The 19807-nt window shown below is 39.9% G+C and carries 16 protein-coding genes and 1 tRNA gene; 13 read left to right on the top strand and 4 right to left on the bottom strand.

The window, feature by feature from the left end; translation table 11 throughout:
- The 7 genes from A9479_RS03355 to purF form a co-directional block, all read left to right on the top strand.
- The coding region (locus A9479_RS03355; protein ID WP_331711879.1) for a FimV/HubP family polar landmark protein at positions 1–2214 on the top strand (2214 nt) is incomplete at its 5' end.
- A 166-nt stretch (positions 2215–2380) separates the two neighbouring features.
- Positions 2381–3175: a tRNA pseudouridine(38-40) synthase TruA gene (gene truA / locus A9479_RS03360; protein ID WP_013465466.1), complete on the top strand. Its 795-nt coding sequence runs from the start codon at positions 2381–2383 to the stop codon at positions 3173–3175.
- Between the two features lie 176 nt (positions 3176–3351).
- Positions 3352–4227: an acetyl-CoA carboxylase, carboxyltransferase subunit beta gene (gene accD, locus A9479_RS03365; protein ID WP_013465465.1), complete on the top strand. Its 876-nt coding sequence runs from the start codon at positions 3352–3354 to the stop codon at positions 4225–4227.
- A gap of 25 nt (positions 4228–4252) precedes the next feature.
- A complete protein-coding gene (gene folC / locus A9479_RS03370; RefSeq protein ID WP_064662706.1) occupies positions 4253–5518 on the top strand; it encodes a bifunctional tetrahydrofolate synthase/dihydrofolate synthase in 1266 nt (421 codons plus the stop codon).
- 11 nt (positions 5519–5529) lie between these two features.
- Positions 5530–6153, top strand: coding sequence for an SPOR domain-containing protein (locus A9479_RS03375; protein WP_013465463.1), 624 nt, complete (start codon positions 5530–5532; stop codon positions 6151–6153).
- 302 nt (positions 6154–6455) lie between these two features.
- Positions 6456–6950: a CvpA family protein gene (locus A9479_RS03380; RefSeq protein ID WP_024601787.1), complete on the top strand. Its 495-nt coding sequence runs from the start codon at positions 6456–6458 to the stop codon at positions 6948–6950.
- An 18-nt stretch (positions 6951–6968) separates the two neighbouring features.
- On the top strand, positions 6969–8495 hold the full coding sequence (purF, locus tag A9479_RS03385) for an amidophosphoribosyltransferase (RefSeq protein WP_013465461.1): 1527 nt from the start codon (positions 6969–6971) through the stop codon (positions 8493–8495).
- Between the two features lie 87 nt (positions 8496–8582).
- Here purF and A9479_RS03390 read toward each other — a convergent pair whose 3' ends face one another.
- Positions 8583–9182, bottom strand: a complete 600-nt coding sequence (locus A9479_RS03390) for a Yip1 family protein (RefSeq protein ID WP_008111059.1) — start codon at positions 9180–9182, stop codon at positions 8583–8585.
- A gap of 199 nt (positions 9183–9381) precedes the next feature.
- Between A9479_RS03390 and miaE the strand changes: the two genes are divergently transcribed.
- From miaE to A9479_RS03405, 3 genes are all read left to right on the top strand, one after another.
- On the top strand, positions 9382–10152 hold the full coding sequence (gene miaE / locus A9479_RS03395; RefSeq protein ID WP_064662707.1) for a tRNA isopentenyl-2-thiomethyl-A-37 hydroxylase MiaE: 771 nt from the start codon (positions 9382–9384) through the stop codon (positions 10150–10152).
- A gap of 203 nt (positions 10153–10355) precedes the next feature.
- Positions 10356–12590: an EAL domain-containing protein gene (locus A9479_RS03400; protein ID WP_064662708.1), complete on the top strand. Its 2235-nt coding sequence runs from the start codon at positions 10356–10358 to the stop codon at positions 12588–12590.
- Positions 12583–14520, top strand: coding sequence for a sensor histidine kinase (locus tag A9479_RS03405; protein ID WP_064662709.1), 1938 nt, complete (start codon positions 12583–12585; stop codon positions 14518–14520). Before A9479_RS03400 ends, A9479_RS03405 begins: the two co-directional genes overlap by 8 nt.
- Positions 14521–14539: 19 nt before the next feature.
- Here A9479_RS03405 and A9479_RS03410 read toward each other — a convergent pair whose 3' ends face one another.
- Both A9479_RS03410 and A9479_RS03415 read right to left on the bottom strand, forming a co-directional pair.
- Complete coding sequence (locus A9479_RS03410; protein WP_064662710.1) at positions 14540–15274, bottom strand: UDP-2,3-diacylglucosamine diphosphatase; 735 nt, start codon at positions 15272–15274, stop codon at positions 14540–14542.
- Between the two features lie 67 nt (positions 15275–15341).
- Positions 15342–15833: a peptidylprolyl isomerase gene (locus tag A9479_RS03415; protein ID WP_013465455.1), complete on the bottom strand. Its 492-nt coding sequence runs from the start codon at positions 15831–15833 to the stop codon at positions 15342–15344.
- A gap of 144 nt (positions 15834–15977) precedes the next feature.
- Here A9479_RS03415 and cysS point away from each other — a divergent pair, with 144 nt between their 5' ends.
- Together cysS and A9479_RS03425 are read left to right on the top strand one after the other, a co-directional pair.
- Entirely contained in the window at positions 15978–17357 is a 1380-nt protein-coding gene (gene cysS, locus A9479_RS03420; protein ID WP_064662711.1) for a cysteine--tRNA ligase, read from the top strand.
- Between the two features lie 188 nt (positions 17358–17545).
- On the top strand, positions 17546–18442 hold the full coding sequence (locus A9479_RS03425) for a DMT family transporter (RefSeq protein WP_028834036.1): 897 nt from the start codon (positions 17546–17548) through the stop codon (positions 18440–18442).
- Positions 18443–18473: 31 nt separating this feature from the next.
- Here A9479_RS03425 and folD read toward each other — a convergent pair whose 3' ends face one another.
- On the bottom strand, positions 18474–19328 hold the full coding sequence (gene folD, locus A9479_RS03430; RefSeq protein WP_013465452.1) for a bifunctional methylenetetrahydrofolate dehydrogenase/methenyltetrahydrofolate cyclohydrolase FolD: 855 nt from the start codon (positions 19326–19328) through the stop codon (positions 18474–18476).
- Positions 19329–19675: 347 nt separating this feature from the next.
- On the opposite strand from folD, the gene A9479_RS03440 reads away from it, so the two are divergent.
- Positions 19676–19752, top strand: a tRNA-Pro gene (locus tag A9479_RS03440).
- Positions 19753–19807: the final 55 nt, after the last annotated feature.

A 19807-nucleotide genomic window follows, 5' to 3' on the forward strand; every position in this document is an offset into this window, starting at 1 on the left:
GATGCAGAGCAACCCGCTGCTGCAGAGAGTGAAGACGCGGATATTGACAGCTTAGTAGATGAAGATGACGAAGTAGATATTGACGATGTACTGGATGCGGAGCAACCTGAAAGTGATGTTCATGATTCTGAAATAGATCATGCATTGGCGGACTCAATTGAAGATTTAACTGACGCGCAAGAAGAGTTAAATAGTGAAGATGTAGAATCTATCGCTTCATCTTTTGCTGAGCCAGAAGTAGAGCCAGAGCCAGGCGTTGAAGCTGAGCCGGAGCTTGAAGAAGAACCTGAACTTGAAGTAGAACCAGAGCTTGAAGCTGAACCTGAACTTGAAGTAGAGCCTGAGCTTGAAGCAGCAGAGCCAGAACTTGAAGCTGAACCTGAACTTGAAGTAGAACCTGAACTTGAAGTAGAGCCTGAACTTGAAGTAGAACCTGAACTTGAAGTAGAACCAGAGCTTGAAGCAGAGCCAGAACTTGAAGTAGAGCCTGAGCTTGAAGCAGAGCCTGAACTTGAAGTAGAACCAGAGCTTGAAGCAGAACCAGAGCTTGAAGTTGAGCCGGAGCTTCAAGCAGAACTTGAACCTGAGCCTGAGTTTGACGTTGGATCTGAAGGTGATTTTACCGATACATCTTCTACATTACTCGATCAAGAGGATGCCTTAGATGAATTTAACGATGAAAACCTTGAAAGTATTGATGATCTGTTAAGTGAGTTAGAACAACCTACCGACGACTATGTAGAAACACCAGATTGGTCAGTTGATGGTGTAGATGATGAACTTAAAGCAGAGCCTGAACTTGAAGCAGAGCCTGAACTTGAAGTTGAGCCAGAACTTGAAGCAGAGCCTGAACTTGAAGTAGAACCTGAACTTGAAGCAGAGCCAGAGCCTGAGCTTGAAGTAGAACCAGAGCTTGAACAAGATCCTGAGTTTGACGTTGAATCAGAAGATGACTTTACCGATACGTCTTCAACCTTACTCGACCCAGAAAATGCGCTCGACGAGTACGACGGTGAAAACTTTAAAAGCGTTGATGATCTTTTAAGTGAACTTGAGCAAACAAGCGATGAAGATGAACACGTTCCTGATTGGTCACTCGACGATTTAAACGATGAGCTTGATGAAGATGAAATTGATTTAGGTGATGATCCGCTTGCTGGTGATATCCAAAACAATGATTTATCGACAGATGACGATGAGCTATACGAGCCAGAAATAGTTACACCGAGTGAAGAGCTTGAAGAATATCCTGAGTTAGAGCTTGATGATGAGTTGCCTTTATCTGATGAAGAGCATCAATCACTAACACCAGAAGAGCTACAAGGTGATAATTTAGACGGTGATGCAACGGGTATGTCACCAAGTCAAGCAGAGCAAGATCTCGCTAATGCACTATCCGCAGGTAATGATCTCGATAGCTTAGAAGACGATTTTGATGATGAATTATTACTAGACAATGAGTTTTCAGAGTCAAACACTGCGCAAGGTCTAGATAATGAAGTTTCAGAGCCTGAAAAGCTGACTGAACAAATTACAGATGAGCAAAGCGTTAGCACAGACGATGAGTTTGATGATGAACAACTTGATGCTTTAGCTGAATCATCAGAGTTTACTGACGAGCAAACGAACGCTGACCGTGAAGCTGATTTAACGCAAAGCCCAGTATCGCCAGAATCAGACATGATTTCAGATGATGAGCTTGACGATGAGTTCATGGCTGATTTAACACAAACTGATTTTGATGCCTTGCTTAATGAACTGGCAGAACCTGAAAATGTTGATTTAAGTGACAGCAGTGAGTTTGATGTTGATTTTAATAGCTTACTAAGTGAAGACTTAGCTGACGAAAGCGCATCCTCGTTGCAAGAGCCTATTGAGCAACCTGAGGTTACTGAGCCATTAGCGCAGGATGACTTTGTTGATATTGATGCATTGTTAGAGCAAAGCGATGAAGCTGATTTAGATCACGAACCTTACACAGACGTCGATATGGATGTTGGTTTAGGTGAGTATGATTCACTTCTGGCTGGTGATAACCCTATGGATGTTGATACCCAAAGCGGGGGTTACTCAGCTAAGCTTGATCTTGCACATGCCTATATTGAGATTGATGATGCAGACTCAGCAGTTAAAATCCTGGATGAGATCATTAATAATGGCCCGGATGATGTGCAAGAAGAAGCGCAAAGCTTAAAGGCTAAACTTAAAAATTAATAACCAAGCTCCTGTAAGGTATGGTTGATATGAAAACCCGTTATTAGTGATGCTAATAGCGGGTTTTTTGTATTGCATAGTTAGGAACCTTAGTTCGCTGCTTTTATTGGGACGCCATATAGCATAAAATGCAGCGTCGATTAGCACAGTAGGTAAAGCAGTAATTATGCGAGTAGCACTTGGAGTAGAATACAATGGCGCACGTTACAGTGGTTGGCAGCGTCAATCACATGTAAATAGTGTACAACAAGAAGTAGAAAAAGCGTTGTCGCGCATTTGTAATCATCCAGTTGAAATTGTATGTGCAGGGCGTACCGATGCCGGTGTACATGGCACTGGACAAGTAGTGCATTTTGATACACATGCTGAGCGTGAAATGGTGGCCTTTACATTAGGTATGAACACCTTATTACCCAAAGATATTGCTATTCGTTTTGCACAACCTGTGGCGGAAGACTTTCATGCCCGCTTTAGTGCAACTGCTCGTCGTTATCGTTACGTTATTTACAATTATGCGTTTCGTGGTGCGGTATTAAATGAAGGTGTTACACATTTTCATCACCCATTAGATGAAGTGAAAATGCAGCAGGCGTGTCAATATTTACTAGGTGAGCATGACTTTACCTCGTTTAGAGCGCTGCACTGCCAAGCTAATACGGCAACGCGAACGATTCATCATTTATCGGTACAGCGCCAAGGTGCTTATGTCATTATTGATATTAAAGCCAATGCGTTTTTACACCATATGGTACGTAATATTACCGGTTGTTTAATGGATATTGGCTTACATAAACATGAACCAATTTGGTTAAAAGAGCTGCTAGATGTTAAAGAGCGAGCTAAAGCGAGCGCTACAGCAAAAGCAGCAGGTTTATATTTAGTGGATGTTGATTATCCAGAACATTTTAATATCCCTAGAACGCCGCTAGGACCATTATTTTTAGCCGACAGTGATATTTGATAAGTAACGAGATGTGTATATTTTGAGGCTAAATTTATACGCTGTTATTCGTATTGCTAACTACTAAGACCAGTTTTTTATACCGTGACAGCGTAATTCATGTTTTAATTGGAAAAATTTGTTTGCATGGTTAACATGTAGACTCGCGACACAGAACAGCATTAAGAGAGTTGCAAATGAGTTGGCTAGAAAAAATCTTACCAAAAACGACTAAATCTTCAGGTCGTAAAGAAATTCCAGAAGGTGTATGGGCTAAATGTACGTCATGTGATTCAATTTTATATAAAGCAGAATTAGAAAAATCACTGAACGTATGCCCTAAATGCGATCATCATATGCGTGTTAGTGGTCGTAAACGTCTTGAACAGTTTTTAGATGAAGGCGATCGTCACGAGTTAGGTGCCCAACACGAACCTAAAGATGTGCTTAAATTTAGAGACTCAAAAAAATACTCAGATCGTATCAATGCAGCTCAAAAGTCAAGCGGTGAAAAAGACGCGCTTGTCGCAATGAAAGGGAACCTAAAAGGCATTCCGGTTGCTGCTGTTGCATTTGAATTCTCATTTATGGGTGGCTCAATGGCATCGGTAGTGGGTGCTCGTTTTGTTGACGCGGTTGACCAATGTTTAGAGCATAATATGCCGCTGATTTGTTTTTCTGCATCGGGCGGTGCTCGTATGCAAGAAGCCCTTATGTCACTTATGCAAATGGCTAAAACCAGTGCGGCACTGGCTAAAATGACTGAAAAAGGCCTACCGTTTATTTCTGTAATGACAGATCCAACAATGGGTGGTGTATCAGCATCATTGGCAATGCTTGGTGATATTAATGTTGCAGAGCCTAAAGCTTTGATTGGTTTTGCCGGTCCGCGTGTTATTGAACAAACTGTTCGCGAAACGCTACCAGAGGGTTTCCAACGCAGTGAATTCTTGTTAGAACATGGCGCAATCGACATGATTATAGACCGTCGAGAAATGCGCGATACGCTAGCACGTATCTTAGCAAAATTTATGAACTTGCCTTCTACGGAACAAGAGCATAGAGTAGCGTAAATTTCAGCTTTACTGATTACATGCTATGACAAAAACAATTCCTAGCCAATCATCAAGCCTTGATGATTGGCTTTGTTATTTAGAGAGTGTTCACCCTGCTAATATAGAAATGGGTTTAGAACGCGTTGCTCGTGTTGCTAACAACATTGGGCTTTTAACCTCCTCAAGTAAAATCATTCTTATTGCAGGCACCAATGGCAAAGGCACAACAGCACGTTGTTTAGAGTCACTGTTATTAGCCCAAGGTTATCGTGTTGGTACTTATGCTTCTCCGCATTTAATTCGTTACAATGAGCGCGTACGCGTTGATGGCGCAGAGCTTGACGACCAATACCATGTAGATGCATTTAATTTATTAGAACAAGGTCGTGGTGACACCCCTCTTACTTATTTTGAATATGGCACCTTAGGGGCATTGGCACTATTTAAGCGCCTAGAGGTTGATTACGTGCTGTTAGAGGTAGGTTTAGGCGGGCGTTTTGACGCGACCAATATTGTTACCCCCTATGCCAGCATCATCACCACCATCGACTTAGATCATAAAGAATACTTAGGTGACACGCGTGAATTAGTTGCTTATGATAAAGCGGGTATTTTTCGAGAGAGTACTCCTGCAATTATTGGGGACTTAAATATTCCACATACAATGACCGATTATGGTAAAGAAATTAACGCTAATATGGTGTTATCTGGCAGTGACTTTATTTTTAAAGAGCACGCGCAGAGTTTTAGTTGGCAATTTAAAGAGCATAATCTTGAGTTACCTAAACCAGCAATCCCATGTCAAAATGTAGCCACGGCATTAACCGCTCTATCGGTATTAAACTTATTACCGAGCGATGAGGTGATTACTCAGTGTTTAGCGAACTTAGTCGTTGAGGGACGTTTTCAACAACTAAGTGCAGAGCCATTAGTGTATACCGATGTAGCACATAACCCTGAATCAGCTCGCTATTTAGCGACTAAATTAGCAAGCTATAAAGATAAAGGCTTTAAAATTCATGCATTAGCCGCTATGCTTGCTGATAAAGATAAGGTTGGTGTGCTTAAAGAAGTTAGTGATGTAGTAGATGAATGGTCGTTTGCGAGCTTAGAGGGCCCACGCGGCGATAGCGCTGCTAATTTACATCAGGCACTTTTAAGCATTCCTAATAGTTATTTTAAACAGGGTTATAATAGCGTAGAGGCAGCATTGGATGCTATCTTACCAAACCAGCCAACTAACACACTATTAATTGTATTTGGTTCATTTTTTACCGTGGCTGGCGCTATTCATTACTTTAAAAAATAGAGAGGATGTCGGTGAACTCAGGTTTTATTAATCGCTTAGTCGGAACAAGTATTGTGGTGATCGCAGCAATTGTGTTTATTCCCAATATACTCGATGGTGAAAAAGTGCACTATAAAGAAGGCTTTAAAGCGATTCCAGAACGCTCTGAGTTCAAGACCATTGATTTGCAAGAATCAATCGATCAAAAAGTGGCAAATGCACAGCCTTTAAAAGAGGATGAAGTTGAAGATATTCAGCCTGATGATGCTGCATTTGAACAGCAAAACAGTGCTGCTCAAACAGACATTACCGACCAGCCTGCAATGGTTGAAGCGGTAATACCTGATACAAATCAAAGCAGTACGGCTGCAATTCAAGAACCTACGCGCCCAGCTAACGAAAACTTAACTAGCATGGCGTATGTTATTCAGTTAGGTAGTTTTTCACATGCAGCCAATGTAAAAGCGCTGCAAGCTAAGCTCAAGGCTAAAGGGTTTAAAACTTTTACTAAACCAGTTAAAACGCCAAATGGGACGTTAACGAAAGTTTTTGTCGGACCATCACTGAATAAACAAGAACTGCAATCTCAACTTCCTGCACTTAAAGAGTTAACCAAACTCAACGGTAAAGTCACTCAATTTGAAGTGACCAAATAAATTCAATAAAAGGAAGTGTGTTTATCGCGAGATATTACACACTTACCTCGTCTTATTTTATACGTTTAAATAGACCTTTATCGCATTTTTAGCTCGCTACCTTTACTTATCAATGCCCACACAAAAATAGCAAAATAGATGCGCTATAAACAAAATGTTTGTTGTTTTTATAACGGTGAGACTGCGCTATTTTTAATCTAAAAATGGTGCGTGTTTACTCACCTGTAATCTCACGCTTAAACTTGCATCACAAGGAGGTTTAGGTATAGAATGCGCCCAAAATTAGCGACTAATTGGTTCTTATGATCTGGGTTGATTACGCCATTCTTGGCATTATTGCACTCTCTACCATCATCGGTTTAATACGCGGCTTTGTTAAAGAAGCTATGTCATTAGCGGTATGGGCAGGGGCTTTCATCATCTCCAGCTTATTTTATCAATATTTAGCTTCCTTCCTAACATCCATTTCTGAACCCCTTTTAAGAAATGCGGCGGCCATTGCCATATTATTCTTTGCGACGCTATTGTTAGGCGGTTTACTAAACTATATTTTAGGTGAGCTTGTACAGCGAACCGGATTATCCGGCACAGACCGTGTTTTTGGTGTGGTGTTTGGTGCTCTTCGAGGCGTGTTGGTCGTGAGCGCGTTACTCTTCTTTCTTGATGCTTTTACTGGTGCGCCAAGTACGCATTGGTGGGGCAACTCTATTTTGATTCCAGAATTTGGCTTTGTAGTTGAATGGTTCTTTTCGTACCTAGAAAACAACTCGAGTTTTTTAAATTCAGTAAACCGTTAATCGGCGAGGATAAATTACATGTGTGGTATCGTTGGAATAGTCGGAACATCGCCAGTTAATCAGGCGATTTATGATGGCTTAACCGTTTTGCAACACCGTGGCCAAGATGCTGCGGGTATCATAACTATTGAGAACAATACATTTAGCTTGCGCAAAGCAAATGGCCTAGTGAAAGATGTATTTCACACTCGTCATATGAAACGTTTGCAAGGCAATATTGGCATTGGCCATGTGCGTTACCCAACAGCGGGTTCTTCAAGTTCGTCAGAGGCTCAGCCGTTTTATGTAAACTCTCCATTTGGTATAGCGCTTGCGCATAATGGTAACTTAACCAATGCCGAGTCGTTAAAAGAGCAGTTATTTTCAGAGGCACGTCGCCATGTTAATACGACCTCTGATTCTGAAATTTTACTTAACATCATGGCGCATGAGCTAAGTAAATCAGACAAACTAAAATTAGACCCTGAAGACATTTTCACTGCGGTTACTGAAGTTAACAATAAAGTAAGTGGCGGTTATGCCACTATCGCCATGATTATTGGTCATGGTATTGTGGCGTTTCGCGATCCAAACGGTATTCGTCCATTGGTGTTTGGTAAACGTGAATCAGCAAACGGCACTGAATACATGTTTGCCTCAGAAAGCGTAGCATTAAAGCCTGACGGTTTTGAATTTGTTCGTGACGTTGCCCCAGGCGAAGCTATTTATGTCACTGAAAATGGAGAGTTTCACTCTTTAAGCTGTGCAGATAAAGTGTCTTACTCACCGTGTATTTTTGAATTTGTTTATTTTGCACGACCGGATTCAACCATTGACCGCATGTCAGTGTATGCAGCGCGTGTAAATATGGGGACTAAGTTAGGTGAAAAAGTAGCGCGTGAATGGGCGGACAAAGACATTGATGTGGTTATTCCTATTCCTGAAACCTCGTGTGATATTGCATTAGAAATGGCACGCGTGCTTGACTTACCGTATCGCCAAGGCTTTGTTAAAAATCGTTATATTGGTCGTACGTTTATTATGCCTGGCCAAGAGCTTCGTAAAAAATCAGTTCGCCAAAAACTCAATGCGATTGACCGTGAGTTTAAAGGTAAAAATGTCCTACTTGTTGATGACTCAATTGTACGTGGTACCACCTCGGCACAAATTGTAGAGATGGCACGCGAGTCAGGCGCTAAAAATGTTTACTTTGCATCAGCAGCACCTGAAATACGCTTTCCAAATGTATACGGTATAGATATGCCATCTGCGGCAGAACTTATTGCACACGGCCGTGAAGTAGAAGATATTAACCAAAGCATTAGCTCTGATGGTTTAATCTTTCAATCGTTAAGCGATTTAATTGCTGCCGTTAGCCAAGAAAACCCAGAGATCACTAAGTTTGAAACATCAGTGTTTGACGGACAATACATTACTGGCGACATTGATCAAGATTACTTAAACCGTATAGATAAGCTGCGCAACGATTCAGCTAAAAGCATCCGTGAAAACGCAATGTCATCTGGTTTAGAAATACATAATCAAGATGAAAACGAATCTGATTAATAATGTAATGTTAGCCTGATAGTATTTTAAGGCTAATAAAAAAAGGAGCTTAACAGCTCCTTTTTTGCGTCTATAGAAAAGGAATATTTAAGTAAACATGGGGCTGATAATACCGTTGGTCCATAGCATAGCGGTAAGTGCTAATATAATAACCAGTAAAATTAATCCACAGGTAACAACAGAGCTTGCATAAATAAAGCCGCGCTCTTGCGGAATGTGCATCAAAATTGGCACGCCGGTGTACAGTAAATAAACTGAGTAGGCGAGTGCCACTAATCCAACACACACCACAAACCACAGCTCAGGCCAAAAAGCGGCCAATGCCGACATAAACACCGGTGTAGCGGTATAAGCTGCCAGCTCAATTGTTTGGGTAAAAGTCGGTTTAGCACCAAAAGTAACCGCCATCCAATGGGCTAAATAGGCCAGTGCAAATACACCGCCAATTAAAGCGACATACATGGCTGCGCCAATCATCAGTGCGCTTTCATGGGTTAAAAATACTGGATTACCTGTACCTATACTCCAGCCTAAGTAAACCGATGAGTAGTACCCCATTGCAGAGGGAAATAAAGCGATAAGCAAAATGTGCGATAAGCTATAGGTTAAGCTTTCGTGACGGTTATCAATTGTTTGCCATTCTTCGAGTGGATGGGCGTATAAACCCCATAGGTGATTTAGTATCATTGCGTACTCTCCATAAAAGGATATATTACTGTTTGGTTATAATTGGTTTGTTTTTATACAGTCCATTTAGTTATGGTTCAGTAAGTATACAAAGTCAAGTTATCCACATGCTTGCAATAAGGGCGAGTGTTTATTTTATTCAGAGTAATATTTCATGTTAAAATGCCATAATCGCAATTTTTAGCAATGAGTAGTCAGCGTGCCACATAGCCAGCTTTTAGAGCCAATTAACAATTTTTTATTATGCAGTACTCCCGATGAGTGGGTTGAACAAGCAATCAAAAAAGAAAACTTACCCATCATATTAATGGATCACTTAATATGTGAATTAAAAGCGGCGCAAAGCGCCATGTTTTTAATTCGTAAGTATGCGGTAGATAAAGAGAGCAGTGATGCACTGCTTGAATGGCTTAAACCGTTTGAAACGCTTATTTATAAACGTGAGGGAAATTGGCGTGATTTAGCGGCTAAAAATAAACTCACTAAATCCATTATCCCTAAATCTAACTCGCCTTATGGCCAAGATTTAATTGATAAAATGGTAATGCTGATTAAAGAAGAGCTGCATCATTTTTATCAAGTGTTGGAAATTATGGATGAATATGGCATTGAGTATAAAAGCATTACGCCGTGTCGTTACGCCAAAGGTATGCTGCGTAATGTTAAAACGTTTGAACCCAACGCCTTAGTTGATAAGCTTATTGTAGGTGCGTACATAGAGGCACGCTCGTGTGAGCGTTTTGCCAAGCTTGCACCCTATGTAGATAAACGCTTAGGGGATTTTTATATTTCATTGTTACGCTCAGAGGCTCGCCATTATCAAGATTACTTAACCCTTGCTCAAGAAATTGCTGATTTTGATATTACCGAGCGAGTAAAAGAATTTGCTGAAATAGAAGCGCAACTAATTACATCAGGCGATGAAGACTTTAAATTTCACAGTGGCGTGCCCGTTACTGTTTGCCAATAACCCGTTTTTTCACCTGAAGCTGCTACGGTTAAGTAATTAGCTGTAGCAGTTACCTTCTAATTAAACGTTGTGTTTAAATTAGACACATCCAATACCCTCTGCTAATATTGAAATAACTACTAATTTATTTAAGTATTTTACCTATGGCTTTGAAATCATTTTAATAACAGAGCCATACCTTATTTATTATTGGGTGAGAATATATGCAAGATAAAGAGGGATTATTTGTATTTGCAGCTGAAGAAGAACAAGCAGATACAGATCTGAAAACTTGGAAAATATTAACCGTTGAGGATGATCTTGATTATCAGAACGCGTTAGTAAATAGCTTAAAAGAACTAAAAGCCAAGGACGGGTATAAATACGAGCTGTTAACGGCAAATTCTGTGCCTGAGGCTGCTTTGGTGTTGAGTATGCATCCTGATATTGCACTTATTTTTATAGATGTGGTGATGGAGGAGGATGACTCAGGTCTGCGTTTAGTGAATACTATTCGAGAGGTCATCGGTAACGCAGAAATGCGTATTGTGCTCTTAACAGGGCAACCTGGTTTTGCACCAGAGAGCGATATCATGAAAATGCTCGATATCGATGAATACTGGAATAAATCAGACCTATCTGCCGAGAAGCTGCAATCAATTGTTAATAGCAACGTGCGCATTTGGGAGTATATTTCACAAATTAGGTCCGCAAAGCAAGGTTTACAGCTGGTGCTAGATGCATCGAGAAGTATTAACGGTAAGCATGATATGGCCTCTTTTTCTCATGCAGTGCTTAAAGAAATTAGCAATATTTTAAAAATAACCGAAGGCGGCGGTATTTTTTGTTCGAGTAATTCAAACTCTAGCTCTGAATACTTAATACTCTCTACTCATGGTTGCTTTAGTGGCATTAAAGGGCAACCTGTTGTACCTAACCTGCCTGCAGAAATGCTGCAAGATTTTAAACAAGCGATTAAACAGCGCAGTCATATTTTTTCAAAGCACCACAGCGTATTTTTTTTCGAGACCCCCTCAACGCAAGAACAAGATATTTCTTACATAACGATCGTAAAGTCAGACAACCCAATTAGTGAGCAAAATGAGTATTTACTAAAAGTATTTAGTGAAAATGTGAGCACGGGATTTGCGAATATTTCGTTATTAAATCGTTTAACAGAGCTTGCTTATACCGACGTATCACTTAATTTACAAAACCGTAACTGGCTAACCCGTGAAATAAAAAACATGAATGCGCAGGAGCGGCTAAAAACGCGATTGGTCATTTTTGATATTTATCAGTTTGACGAAAAAGCATTCACCTTTGGTCATGAATTTTGTAATAAATTAATGAAGTTAGTTTACCAGAGTATTGTTGATAGCTTTACTAGGTATGACCCCCGCATAGCATTGATTAGTAACAAAGCGTTTGGCATGTTAGTGAGCGTTGACTTTGATATCTCAGATGCAGTTAGTTACTTTCAAAATAAACAAAAATTCGAAATTGAACAAGTTAAGCAATACATTGATGTCCGTATTTTAGAATTAAAATTAAATGTAGCTTTAAACTTAACACCTGAAAAAGTAATCAGTCTTGCAGAGTCGAGCCTGAACTCTTCGCAGCTAAACCAAACTAAGTATATTCAGCATACCGAGGAAAAAACAGATCAAATTACTCGTCGTTATGAGCTGATGGCTGAGCTCAGAACGGCTATAGGTAATAAAAGTTTACAAGTGGCGTTACAACCCAAAATCAGCTTATCAACCTTGAAACCAGCAGGTTTTGAAGCGCTCGCTAGGTGGCAAAGAGCTGATGGCAGCTTTGTACGCCCTGATGAATTTATAGAGTTAGCTGAAACAGCCGGATTAATTAATGAACTAGACCATGTAATTTTCGAAAAAATACTAGAGACTATTAATCAACTTAAAGAGCAAGGCTGCAACTTACCCGTTGCATTTAATGCATCCTCTTATGATTTAGTTGAACCTAGTTACTTTGAGCAAATAAAAACTAAAATTGAAGAGTACAACATTCTGCCTTCTATGCTTGAGCTAGAGGTGACAGAAACGCAAGCCATAAGTAACTATAACTTAATTAAAGAAGCACTTGAACGGTTTATCGCCTTAGGTATGAAAGTCAGCATTGATGACTTTGGCACTGGTTACTCGTCGTTAGCTCACATTAATGAAATACCGTCTACGTCGATAAAAATAGATCGCTACTTTGTTAGTGATCTTGAATTTAATGACAACAATCAGTACATGATTAAGATGATATTATCTTTAGCGAATCAGTTTAACTTCTCGGTAATTGCTGAAGGTGTTGAGAATGAATTTGAGGCTCAGTGGTTACATCAGCAGGGGTGCGAAACTGCTCAAGGATACTACTTTTCTAAACCATTATTTTTAAAAGATTTAATTGTGTGGCTAAAACAGTTTGAAGTGAGTAAGAATGAATAGCCTTAAAAGCTTGCCGGTCGGCTCAAAAAAAAGTGTGCTAGTTAAATCGCTATTTAGTTTATTTATTACTTTATTTATTGGTTGGCTTGTATATGAACAAATATACCAAGAAAAAATAAACACCATAAAAGCTAAGCAAGATGAAAAGTTAGTCCTTATCAGTGGAGATTTTTCTAAAGAGCTCAGTAGTATTAAAAAGCTTACGCGTATCCTGGCCCAAGGGCCGATTTTAAAAAGCGACACACCAAACAAGCCTTTACAATCAAAGCAAAGAAGAGATGAAATAAATAACTATTTTTTAAATTTTGCTGCTATCTCTACTAATATCGCGCAAATTCGCTGGCTAGATACACAAGGCCAAGAGCAATACCGCATTAACGCAGCCAATGGTATTGGCGAAATTGTATCGCCTGATGAGTTGCAAAATAAGCAAACCCGTTACTACTTTCAAAAAGGGATGCAGGTCAGTGCGCCTGACATTTTTGCCACAGAAATAGATTTAAATATCGAACGCAACCAAATTGTAATTCCTCATCAACCAACAATCCGTGTAACCTACCGTACGGATAAAGAAAATTACCTATTAGATGGTTTGCTAGTGGTAAACTTTAACTTAGATTATTTGTTTGATCAGATTAAAAGTTATAACCAAGAGAGCACTTTAATTAGCATTTTAAACCACGATGGCTTTTGGTTATTAAATACTGATGCTGAATTAGAGTGGGGGTTTATGTATGGTAAAAATGAGCAAACACTCGCTTTAAAAAAACCAGAGCTTTGGCAGCAAATTATTGATGGCAATGTAGAATATGGTTCGCACTTTTTTAACCATAGTCTTTATACCTACCGCCGTTTTTCTATTTTTTCGTTGCGCGAGAACAAAGGTAGAATTAGCAATGCTGACAAAGAATTAATTATTCTTATAAGTAGCCCCAATGAATTGTTAATAACTGTACGAAATGCGGCCTTACGGTTAGCGTTAATTTGCAGTGGATTACTATGTTTAATTAGCTTTGGTTTTATTTATCGTGAGTATAAGTTTCAAAATCAGCTATTAGCCCTGTCACATAAATTACATATTGAAAAGATAGAACTAGATATCGTTAACCGTGAGCTTGATGCCACAATTAAGCAGCAGCAGCAACTGCAAGAAGGGTTAATTGAAGCGCAAAAACTATCCTCATTAGGGTTGCTCGTGGCAGGTGTTGCTCATGAAATGAATACGCCCATTGGTGGAGCCGTTATTTCTGTTTCAAATGCAGATATGGCATTGAATAAATTAAATGAAGCGATGAAACAGGGGCTGACTAAATCAACGTTAGAAAGTACTACAACAAGTATTGGAGAGAACCTAGCGCTGGCTAAAATTAATTTAAATAAAACCGCCGTATTAGTAAAAAGTTTTAAAAAAATGGCGATTGATCGCCATAATGATGAATTTATAGCATGTGATATTGAAAAAATTATTGAAGAGCTATTATTGTCATTAAACTCCAGGTTAAAAAACTCGCCAATAAAAGTGAAAACTGTTTTTTTACTTAATAAACAGATAATTAGCTTGCCAGGTATTATTTCTCAGGTGGTCGAAAACTTAGTGGTTAATGCGCTAAACCATGCTTTTGATGAAAAGCAGGAAGGGGTAATAGAAATAAAAGTCGAACAAGCGAGTAATAATAGGGTGAGGCTGAGCGTGTCAGATAATGGCAAAGGTGTTGATGGTGAGATAAAGGCAGATATATTTGAACCCTTTTATACTACAGCTAGAGGTAAAGGTAACACGGGTTTAGGTTTATATATGGTTTATCAATGGGTAACCCAGGTTTTAAAAGGGGACATCAAACTTCATTCAGAACCACAAAGCGATACCTATTTTAAAACGCAATTTATTATTACTTTACCTGACTTAAAAGCAAAGTCTCATTACGATTAGTCAATAAAGGCTAAAAACCCTACAAGGGGGTCGAAACTAACTCTTGAGAATTAGGGGTAACCACTAAATACGAACCTTGAGTATACCAATCGCCCAATACTGTGCGAGTAAGCGTTTGGTTATTAACTTCATAGGTATGTACATTAGGGCGATGAGTATGGCCGTGGATCATATTAGCCACGTTATGTTTGGCGAAGGTTTCGAGTACTGCGCTTTGCACCACATCCAGTATTTCTATAGGTTTGTCTGCTTGGCTAAGTTTACTTTTTTCACGTGCATCACGCGCTATCTTTTTACGATACCACAATGGCATAGCAAGCATAAGTTTAGGCCACCACCAACCACGGCTCTTTCGACGAAACGTTTGGTACTCAACATCCTGGGTACACATTTCATCACCGTGCAAAATGACAGTAGGAGTGCCGTAGAGGTCGATCACTGTTTGCTCATTCAGTAAGGTCATTCCTGCCATATTGGCGTACTGTTCTCGCATGATAAAGTCGCGATTACCGTGTACAAAATAAATAGGAATACCTAAGTTATTAACTGCTTTTAGCTGTTCTGCCACTGCCGCTGAGAGTTCGCTAACATAATCGTCACCAACCCACACTTCAAAAAAATCACCTAAAATATATAGGGCGTCTACTTTTTGAGGAGTAATATGGGCGTGTAAAAATTTAAAAAATGCCGCTGTAATATCAGGGCGATTTTCACTCAAATGTAAATCGGCGATAAAGTAGGTTTGGCGAGTCATGGTGATTCCATTTAGATAAAAGCGGGTGAATACCCGCTTTATGTATTCTTTGAAGAATAATGCGGTCTTAGCTGACAGTTACACTTTCAATTACCACATCTTCAAGTGGTACATCTTGGTGGAAGCCATTGCTACCTGTAGCAACACCTTTGATTTTATTTACTACGTCCATGCCTTCTACTACTTCAGCAAACACACAGTAACCCCAGCCCTGTGATGTTTCACTGCTGTGGTTTAAAAAGTCGTTGTTATTTACGTTAATGAAAAATTGCGCTGTAGCTGAGTGTGGATCAGGCGTGCGTGCCATTGCTAATGTACCTACTTTGTTAGATAGGCCGTTGTTCGCTTCATTTTCAATTGGGTCGTTTACTTCTTTTTGTTCCATACCCGGTGCAAAACCACCGCCTTGAACCATAAAACCATCAATTACACGATGAAAAATAGTGCCGTTATAAAAACCTGAGTTTGCATACTCTAAAAAGTTTTTTACTGTATTTGGAGCTTCGCTTTCGTGCATTTTAATGGTGATATCACCAAAATTTGTGTGTAGAACAACCATGAGATTTCCTATAGCTGGTTTGAATATTGACGCTATTTTATCGTAGTTGACCCAGATTAACAAAGAGCTTTGATAAACCGCTAGAGCCCATGCTTAGCAAGTGGTAACATAGCTTTTCTGTTAATCGTGAAGGAAAGCAACTAAATGGTACAAATATACAACACACTGACACGCCAAAAAGAAGAGTTTAAACCTATGGTCGATGGAAAAATCGACATGTATGTGTGTGGTATCACCATTTATGATTACTGTCACATTGGCCATGCACGCACATTTGTGGGTTTTGATGTAATTGTTCGCTACCTTCGCCACTTAGGTTACGATTTAAAGTATGTACGTAATATTACCGATGTTGATGATAAAATTATCAAGCGCGCAAATGAAAACGGTGAGGCGATTAACGACTTAACCGTTCGTATGACTAAAGCCATGCATGAAGACTTTGACAGTTTAAATATGCTACGTCCTGATATAGAGCCAACCGTAACCGGCCACATGGATGAAATTATTGCTATGGTTGAGCGTTTGATTGCCAAAGGCCACGCTTATGTTGCAGCCGATGGCGACGTTTTATTTGATGTTTCTACCTTTGAGCAATACGGAGCTCTTTCGCAACAAGATTTAACCATGTTGCAATCAGGTTCGCGTGTTGAAGTAGCTCAAGATAAAGACGATCCTCTTGATTTTGTTTTATGGAAAAAAGCCAAAGCAGGGGAGCCGTCGTGGTCATCACCTTGGGGTGAGGGTCGCCCTGGTTGGCACATAGAATGTTCAGCAATGAGCTTTAAGCATTTAGGTGAGCATTTTGATATTCATGGTGGTGGTTCAGACCTACAGTTCCCGCACCACGAAAACGAAATCGCGCAATCATGTTGTGCAAATAATGGCCAGTATGTAAATACTTGGATCCACACCGGTATGGTACAAGTGAACAAAGAGAAGATGTCTAAATCGTTAGATAACTTTTTTACCGTTCGTGAGGTATTAAAACAATATGACGCAGAGTCGGTTCGTTACTTTTTAATATCAGGTCATTACCGCAGTCAGCTCAATTACTCTCAAGAAAACTTAGACCAAGCACGTTCGTCTCTTGAGCGTATTTACACCGCATTACGTGGCGTTGAGCCAGTTGAATGTGAGCTTGAGGGTAATGAGTATGTGGCTAAGTTTAGAAAAGCCATGAATGATGACTTTAATTCGCCAGAAGCATTACCGGTTGTTTTTGAAGTTGCTAAAGAGCTAAATCGTGTAAAAGACAGTGATAGCGAAAAAGCAGGACATTTAGCCTTTATTCTACGTAGCTTAGGTGAAATACTTGGTATTGCTCAACAAGCACCAGAGGCATTTTTACAAGGCGGTCAAAACGACGATGAAGTGGCTGAAATTGAGGCACTGATTGTAAAACGTAATGACGCACGTGCCAGTAAAAATTGGGCTGCAGCAGATGAAGCTCGCGATGCTCTAAATGCGTTAGGTGTAGTACTTGAAGATTCAGCGGGAAAAACAACGTGGCGTAAAGCATAGGGTTTGTTGAGCTTTGCGGATTTAGCCATAACGCGCTGAACACAAAAAAAGGGTTGCCATAGGGTAACCCTTTTTTGGTTATATCAATTGCATTAGATTGATTATGCTTTTAATAAAATTGATATTGTTGACCTCAATTATAGTTGAGGTTTTAAACTCGCATTCATCAATTTAAAAATGGAAAATTAATGAATATTTTACTTGCCATGATCCCAGCTTTTTTATGGGGAACGACTTATGCGGTAACTAAATACGCAACCCCAGAGTGGCCGCCAATCTTGCTAGGAGCCATACGTGCACTCCCTGCTGGTTTATTATTGTTGTTATTCAAACCTTCTTGGCCAACGGCTAAACAGTGGCCAGGCATTTTTCTAATAGGCGCAATCAATATTGCGTTGTTTTTTAGTTTTATTTTTGTAATGGCGATTAATTTACCTGCTGCGATTGCAGGTGTCGGTATGGTGTCTGTACCGGTAGTGGCATTATTGTATGCCTGGCTTGTTAAACGGCAACAGCCAGCGTTAGTGCAAGGATTTTGTGCCCTTGCTTTAGTGGTTTTAGCATGGCGCTTATTTGACCCACAACATATTGCACTTAATTTATTGGGAGTAGTGGCACTGATAGGGGCGCTATTGACTATTGTTATAGGCAGTACGCTGGTAAAAAAAGTGACCGCTAAAGTACACTGGTGGACGGTACTTACGTGGCAATTAATCATTGGTGGCAGTTTGCTAGCGATTGCTGCTGCAATACAGGCTTTTTATTTTGCTCCCCAGCAGTATCAATTTTTAACTGCATCAATAAATACAACCCAATGGCTGGCGCTATTTTGGCTGGTGGTGCCTAACACTGCTTTAGCCTATATTTTGTATGTTTGGTTATTAGGGCGAATGACAGTGGTTGAATTTACTTTTGGCACTATAGCTAACCCAATTGCCGGCATTTTATGTGCAGGGTTATTGATTAACGAACAATATGAAAGTTGGCAGTACACGATTATGTTATTAATGATCGTATTTTCGGTATTGCCACAAGGCTTGGCATTAATAAAACGAAGAATGATGATACAAAAAGCCCGCAATTAAGCGGGCTCTTCATTACTTTATTTTTTGTTTATTAGCTGTGATATTTTTCACACGCTTCTAGCGTATTTTCAATTAAGCTAGCAACCGTCATCGGGCCCACACCGCCTGGTACAGGGGTAATAAAGTCAGCTTTTTGTTCTGCGACGGCGTACTCTACATCACCCACTAATTTACCGTTGTCTAAACGGTTAATACCTACATCAATAACAATGGCGCCGTCTTTTATCCAATCGCCAGGAATAAATTCAGGTTTACCCACTGCTACAACCAGTAAGTCAGCACGGCGTACATGCGTTTCTAAATCTTGGGTAAACTTATGGCAAACAGTGGTGGTACATCCGGCGAGTAACAGCTCAAGTGACATAGGTCGACCCACAATATTAGAGGCACCAACAACCACAGCATGCATGCCTTTGTAACGTACGCCGGTTGAATCTAGTAAAGTAATAATACCCTTAGGTGTACATGGACGAAGAGCAGGCATACGCTGTGCTAATCGGCCAATATTATAAGGGTGAAAACCATCAACGTCTTTGTGTGGAGTAATTCGCTCAAGAATTTTTTCTGCATCTAAGCCCTCTGGTAAAGGGAGCTGCACTAAAATACCATCAATTTCACCATCAACATTCAACTCATCAATTAATGCTAATAGCGCTTGCTCTGTGGTGTCTGCTGGTAAGTCGAATGACTTAGAAATAAAACCAACCTCTTCACAGGCTTTACGTTTTGAACCAACGTAAACTTGGCTTGCTGGATCTTGTCCAACAAGTACCACAGCTAATCCTGGGGCTCTAAGGTTTTGTGCAACACGTTCTGAAACTCGTTCAGCCACTGCGCTACGTACTTGTTTTGCTACTGCTTTACCATCAATGATGTTTGCCGTCATGGGTGACCTTTAATTAGGTTAATTAACTTGATACCGATACATTTAAAAAACGAATGCATATATAGGGGTTAAAATGCCGATAAAGAAAACACCTTTATCTTACTCATTTTTTAATATGGCAGCTATTTTCGCAGAAAAGCGGTTAAGCGCCAAGTTGCTTTTAAAGTATAAGCGCTCGAATTATAAAAAAGAGTTTAAATTTTATCCCTGTATCGTAATATTTGACCATTATGAACTAAAAATGAGCAATTGATTTGTTTTCTTAAAAAAACGTTTGACCTAACCCAGTCAAATCACTATTATGCACCCCGTTGTCAACGAGGTCACTCGCAGACAATAGTAAGTATCGGCGATTAGCGCAGTTTGGTAGCGCACTTGGTTTGGGTCCAAGGGGTCGCAGGTTCAAATCCTGCATCGCCGACCATTTTTTATGTTTATTCATAACAATTTAACTTACTAGTGAACTATGAAGTTTTCGA

This window comes from Pseudoalteromonas sp. MQS005, assembly GCF_001661605.1.
GTDB lineage: Bacteria > Pseudomonadota > Gammaproteobacteria > Enterobacterales > Alteromonadaceae > Pseudoalteromonas > Pseudoalteromonas tetraodonis.

What these genes read in the sequence shown, in the direction of transcription:
- A9479_RS03425 (WP_028834036.1), top strand. Translation starts at nt 17,546, where the DNA reads ATGAATATTTTACTTGCCATGATCCCAGCTTTTTTATGGGGAACGACT.
- A9479_RS03405 (WP_064662709.1), top strand. Translation starts at nt 12,583, where the DNA reads ATGAATAGCCTTAAAAGCTTGCCGGTCGGCTCAAAAAAAAGTGTGCTA.
- folD (WP_013465452.1), bottom strand. Translation starts at nt 19,328, where the DNA reads ATGACGGCAAACATCATTGATGGTAAAGCAGTAGCAAAACAAGTACGT.
- accD (WP_013465465.1), top strand. Translation starts at nt 3,352, where the DNA reads ATGAGTTGGCTAGAAAAAATCTTACCAAAAACGACTAAATCTTCAGGT.
- A9479_RS03415 (WP_013465455.1), bottom strand. Translation starts at nt 15,833, where the DNA reads ATGGTTGTTCTACACACAAATTTTGGTGATATCACCATTAAAATGCAC.
- cysS (WP_064662711.1), top strand. Translation starts at nt 15,978, where the DNA reads ATGGTACAAATATACAACACACTGACACGCCAAAAAGAAGAGTTTAAA.
- truA (WP_013465466.1), top strand. Translation starts at nt 2,381, where the DNA reads ATGCGAGTAGCACTTGGAGTAGAATACAATGGCGCACGTTACAGTGGT.
- A9479_RS03380 (WP_024601787.1), top strand. Translation starts at nt 6,456, where the DNA reads ATGATCTGGGTTGATTACGCCATTCTTGGCATTATTGCACTCTCTACC.
- A9479_RS03390 (WP_008111059.1), bottom strand. Translation starts at nt 9,182, where the DNA reads ATGATACTAAATCACCTATGGGGTTTATACGCCCATCCACTCGAAGAA.
- purF (WP_013465461.1), top strand. Translation starts at nt 6,969, where the DNA reads ATGTGTGGTATCGTTGGAATAGTCGGAACATCGCCAGTTAATCAGGCG.
- A9479_RS03410 (WP_064662710.1), bottom strand. Translation starts at nt 15,274, where the DNA reads ATGACTCGCCAAACCTACTTTATCGCCGATTTACATTTGAGTGAAAAT.
- A9479_RS03400 (WP_064662708.1), top strand. Translation starts at nt 10,356, where the DNA reads ATGCAAGATAAAGAGGGATTATTTGTATTTGCAGCTGAAGAAGAACAA.
- folC (WP_064662706.1), top strand. Translation starts at nt 4,253, where the DNA reads ATGACAAAAACAATTCCTAGCCAATCATCAAGCCTTGATGATTGGCTT.